This is a genomic window from Cellulomonas sp. A375-1 (assembly GCF_001040865.1).
Classification (GTDB): domain Bacteria; phylum Actinomycetota; class Actinomycetes; order Actinomycetales; family Cellulomonadaceae; genus Cellulomonas; species Cellulomonas gelida.
Genome location: NZ_LFKW01000135.1, coordinates 3,177 through 7,585, shown reverse-complemented (window position 1 = coordinate 7,585; position 4,409 = coordinate 3,177). Strand labels below are relative to the sequence as shown.

The following is a 4,409-nucleotide window of genomic DNA, read 5'->3' as shown; positions in this document are numbered from 1 at the left end:
GGCTCGCGCGGCGGGCCCTGGCCGCCGCGACGCTCGCAGGCCCGCTGGCTCAGCCCAGCACGCCCCGGTAGACGCGCAGCGTCTCCTGCGCCACGGCCGCCCAGGAGAAGTGGTCCTCGACGCGGCGCCGTGCGGCCACGCCCCAGTGCGCGGCACGGTCCGGGTCAGAGACGGCCTCGACGAGCGCTGCCGCCAGGTCGGCGACGAACCGGTCGGGGTCGCGCGGCGTGCCGGTGCCGTCCTGCACCTGGTCGATGGGCACCAACCAGCCGGTCACCCCGTCGTCGACGACCTCGGGGATGCCGCCGGTCGCGGTGCCGACCACGGGCAGCCCGACGGCCATCGCCTCGAGGTTGACGATCCCGAGCGGCTCGTAGACGGACGGGCAGACGAACACGGTCGAGCTCGCGAGGACCGCGACGAGATCGGGCCGCGGGAGCATCTGCTCGATCCAGACCACGCCGGAGCGCTGCTCGCGCAGCCGGTCGACGAGACCCGCGACCTCGGCCGCGATCTCGGGGGTGTCGGGCGCACCCGCGCACAGCACGAGCTGCACGTCGGCGGGCAGCGACTCGGCCGCGCGCAGCAGGTAGGGCAGCCCCTTCTGCCGCGTGATACGGCCGACGAAGACGACCGCCGGCCTGGTCGGGTCGATGCCCAGCGACCGCACCGTGCGGTCCGCCGCGGCGAGCGACTCGTCGTCGGTCGGGCGGCGCCAGCCCTCGAGGTCGATGCCGTTGTGCACGACGTGCACGCGCGCGGGGTCGACCGCCGGGTAGCTGCGCAGGATGTCCTCACGCATGCCCCCGGACACCGCGATCACGGCCGCCGCCGCCTCGTACGCGGTGCGCTCGACCCAGCTCGACAGCGCGTACCCGCCGCCGAGCTGCTCGGCCTTCCACGGCCGCAGCGGCTCGAGGCTGTGCGCGGTGAGCACGTGCGGCACGCCGTGCAGCAGACCCGCCAGGTGGCCGGCGAGGTTGGCGTACCAGGTGTGCGAGTGCACGAGGTCGGTGCGCGGACCGTCGTCGGACGCCCCCACCCCCGCGACGATCTCGAGGTCCACCCCGAGCGTCTGCAGCGCGGCGTTGCTCCCGACGAGCTCGGCGGGGACGTCGTAGCCCCGCACGCCCGGCTCGTCGCGCGCGCCCTCGAAGCAGTGCACGCGCACGTCGATCGAGCTGCGGAGCACCGCGGCGAGCTCCGCCACGTGGACACCCGCACCCCCGTAGACGTGAGGCGGGTACTCCCGGGTGAGCATGTCGACGCGCACTGACGACCTCCGTGGACGCTGGCTGGTACGGACCCGGTGGACCGTGATGCGCGACACGCTAGCGCCTCGATGCGCAGTGACCTCGCTCGCGACGCCCGGCGGGCCTAGGGTCAGGGCATGGCACAACCGCGCGTCCTGGCCATCGTCCTCGCAGGTGGCGAGGGCAAGCGACTCATGCCCCTGACGACCCATCGGGCCAAGCCGGCCGTCCCGTTCGGCGGCATCTACCGGCTCGTCGACTTCGCCTTGTCGAACGTCATCAACTCGCACTACCTGCACGTGATCGTGCTGACGCAGTACAAGTCCCACAGCCTGGACCGGCACGTGTCCAAGACCTGGCGCATGTCGCCGCTGCTGGGCAACTACGTCGCCGCCGTCCCCGCGCAGCAGCGGGTCGGCAAGCACTGGTACCTCGGCAGCGCCGACGCGATCTACCAGTGCCTGAACATCATCGACGACGAGCGCCCCGACATCGTCGTCGTGGTCGGCGCCGACCACGTGTACCGCATGGACTTCTCCCAGATGGTGCAGGCGCACATCGAGTCGGGCGCCGAGCTCACCGTCGCGGGCATCCGCCAGCCGCTCGCCGAGGCGGACCAGTTCGGCGTCATCGAGACCGACGCGAGCGACCCGACCCTCATCCGCGCGTTCCGCGAGAAGCCCAAGGACGCGATCGGCCTGGCCGACTCCCCGCACGAGGTCCTGGCCTCGATGGGCAACTACGTGATCGACGCCGACGCGCTGATCCAGGCCGTGACCGAGGACGCCGAGAACGTCAACAGCCGCCACGACATGGGCGGCGACATCGTCCCCGCGTTCGTCGAGCGCGGCACCGCGGCCGTCTACGACTTCATCCGCAACGACGTGCCGGGCTCGACGCCGCGCGACCGCGACTACTGGCGCGACGTCGGGACGCTCGACGCCTACTACGAGGCGAACATCGACCTCATCGCGATCGAGCCGGTGTTCAACCTCTACAACGACGAGTGGCCGCTCCTGACGGGCTACACGGGCCTGCCGCCGGCGAAGTTCGTGCACGCGGGTGCGGGTCGCCTCGGCCACGCCGCGGACTCGATCGTCTCCCCCGGCGTGGTCGTCTCCGGCGCCACGGTCTCCGGCTCGGTGCTGTCCCCCGGCGTGCGGCTGCACTCGTGGGCGCAGGTCACCGACTCGGTGCTGATGGACGGTGTGCAGGTGAGCCGGTACGCGCAGGTGCACCGCTCGATCCTGGACAAGAACGTGATCGTGCCGGAGCGCGCACGCATCGGGCTCGACCACGAGCACGACCTGGCGCGCGGCTTCACCGTGACCGAGTCGGGCCTCACCGTGGTCCCCAAGGGCACGATCATCACGGACTGAGCCGACCGCGGCGGCGCGCCGGGGACGCGGGGAGACCGACATGGACGGGCGAGATCGCGACGCCGCGATCTCGCTACCCTGCACGCCGTGACCGCCCGCCTGCTCGTCATGGACGTCGACTCCACGCTCATCACGGGCGAGGTGATCGAGATGCTCGCCGCGCACGCGGGATCGCTCGACCTCGTCGCCGAGATCACCGAGCGCGCGATGCGCGGCGAGATCGAGTTCGCGACCTCGCTGCACGAGCGCGTCGCGACCCTCGCGGGCCTCGACGTCGCGGTGTTCGACGCCGTCCGGGAGCGGATGGAGCTGTCCGCCGGTGCGCGCGAGCTCGTCGGAGAGGTGCAGTCGCGCGGCTGGTACGTGGGCCTCGTCTCAGGGGGCTTCGTCGAGCTCGTCGCCCCGCTGGCCGCCTCGCTCGGTATCACGCTCTACCGCGCCAACGCGCTCGAGGTCGCCGACGGCCGGCTCACGGGACGCGTCACCGGACCCGTGATCGACCGTGCGGCCAAGGCGGTGGCGCTGCGCGACTACGCGGCCACGGTGGGGGCCGACCTGGCGGCGACGGTGGCCATCGGCGACGGCGCGAACGACCTCGACATGCTCGCGACCGCTGGCTTCGGCATCGCGTTCAACGCCAAGCCCGTCGTGGCGGCACAGGCCGACGCGACCATCACCGACCGCCTCGACGCCGCGCTCGCGCTCGCCCCGTTCCTGCGCTGACCCGCGCGCCGATCCCCGGGGCCGAGCCCCTGCGCCTGGCCCGCTCAGCCCGGGGTGACCAGCCGCACCAGGCGCGCGACGCGCGGCTCGACCGCGGACCAGGAACCGTCCAGCTCGAGCCACGACCAGGACGCCGTCGGCACACCCACCTGCACGCGAGCCACGGCAGCGGGGTCGGACTCGGGCCCCGCGAGCGTCGCCGCCGCGTGGGACATGGTCGGCTCGTGCCCCACGACGACGAGCGTGCGGGCGTCCTCCGGGGCGGTCGCGAGCAGCGCGAGCAACGACTGCACGCCCGCGTCGTAGACCTCGTCGAGATACTCGACCTCGGGCTGCGCGCCGAGTGACCCGCGCACCAGCTCCCACGTCTGACGTGTCCGGACGCTCGAGGAGCACCACACGAGATCAGGAGCGATGCCGGCCTCGGTCATCGCTGCCCCGACCAGCGGCGCCTGCCGTCGGCCGGCGAGCGCGAGCGGTCGGGAGTGGTCAGGCAGCCCGGCGGGGTGCTCGGCCTTGGCGTGCCGCAGCAGCACGAGGCGTCGGGTCGTCGTCACGGGCCCAGCGTGCCACTGTGCTGGCCGACGGACCAAGGCGCCAGCGCCCCGACGATCGCCGGGCGGCGCAAGGCGAGCAGGTCGATCGGTCAGCGGGCGGACGCGGGCGGGTTCCACTCGAGCTCGACGGGCTTCCAGTCGAGCGAGCGCGCCACGGCGTTGTGGCCCAGCGCCGCGACGTCACCGGGCGGCAGCAGCAGCGCCTCGAGCTCCTGGGTCCGCGGCGACGGCACCCGGTCGACCGCGCGGCCGTTCGCGGCCACGGGTGCCGTGCGCAGCGCCGCGTCGGCGAGCCGCTGGTACCGGTCGCCGGCGCTGCGCTGCGGCGTGGCCGGCGCAGGGATCACGCCCGCGGCCTCGAGCGCCGCACGCGCGTCGGCGAGATAGCTCTCCCGGACCCACACCGCCCAGATCGGCAGGGCGTCGAACCGCAGACCGGTGTGCTCGGCCCGTCGCTCGAACAGCGCCCGCGCTGCCTTCTCGATGAGCTCTGCCGC

5 protein-coding genes are annotated in these 4,409 nt (G+C 73.3%); 2 read left to right on the top strand and 3 right to left on the bottom strand.

What is annotated here, in order from left to right; all coding sequences use genetic code 11:
* Positions 1-49 precede the first annotated feature (49 nt).
* Positions 50-1,273, bottom strand: coding sequence for a glycogen synthase (glgA, locus tag CWIS_RS14865; RefSeq protein ID WP_048344111.1), 1,224 nt, complete (start codon positions 1,271-1,273; stop codon positions 50-52).
* A 117-nt stretch (positions 1,274-1,390) separates the two neighbouring features.
* Here glgA and glgC point away from each other — a divergent pair, with 117 nt between their 5' ends.
* Entirely contained in the window at positions 1,391-2,632 is a 1,242-nt protein-coding gene (gene glgC / locus CWIS_RS14860) for a glucose-1-phosphate adenylyltransferase (protein ID WP_048344110.1), read from the top strand.
* A gap of 87 nt (positions 2,633-2,719) precedes the next feature.
* Positions 2,720-3,355, top strand: a complete 636-nt coding sequence (serB, locus tag CWIS_RS14855) for a phosphoserine phosphatase SerB (protein ID WP_082156510.1) — start codon at positions 2,720-2,722, stop codon at positions 3,353-3,355.
* A gap of 44 nt (positions 3,356-3,399) precedes the next feature.
* Here serB and CWIS_RS14850 read toward each other — a convergent pair whose 3' ends face one another.
* A complete protein-coding gene (locus tag CWIS_RS14850) occupies positions 3,400-3,912 on the bottom strand; it encodes a histidine phosphatase family protein (RefSeq protein WP_048344108.1) in 513 nt (170 codons plus the stop codon).
* An 89-nt stretch (positions 3,913-4,001) separates the two neighbouring features.
* Positions 4,002-4,409 (bottom strand): hypothetical protein (locus CWIS_RS14845; protein WP_048344107.1); only part of this gene is annotated, 408 nt, incomplete at its 5' end.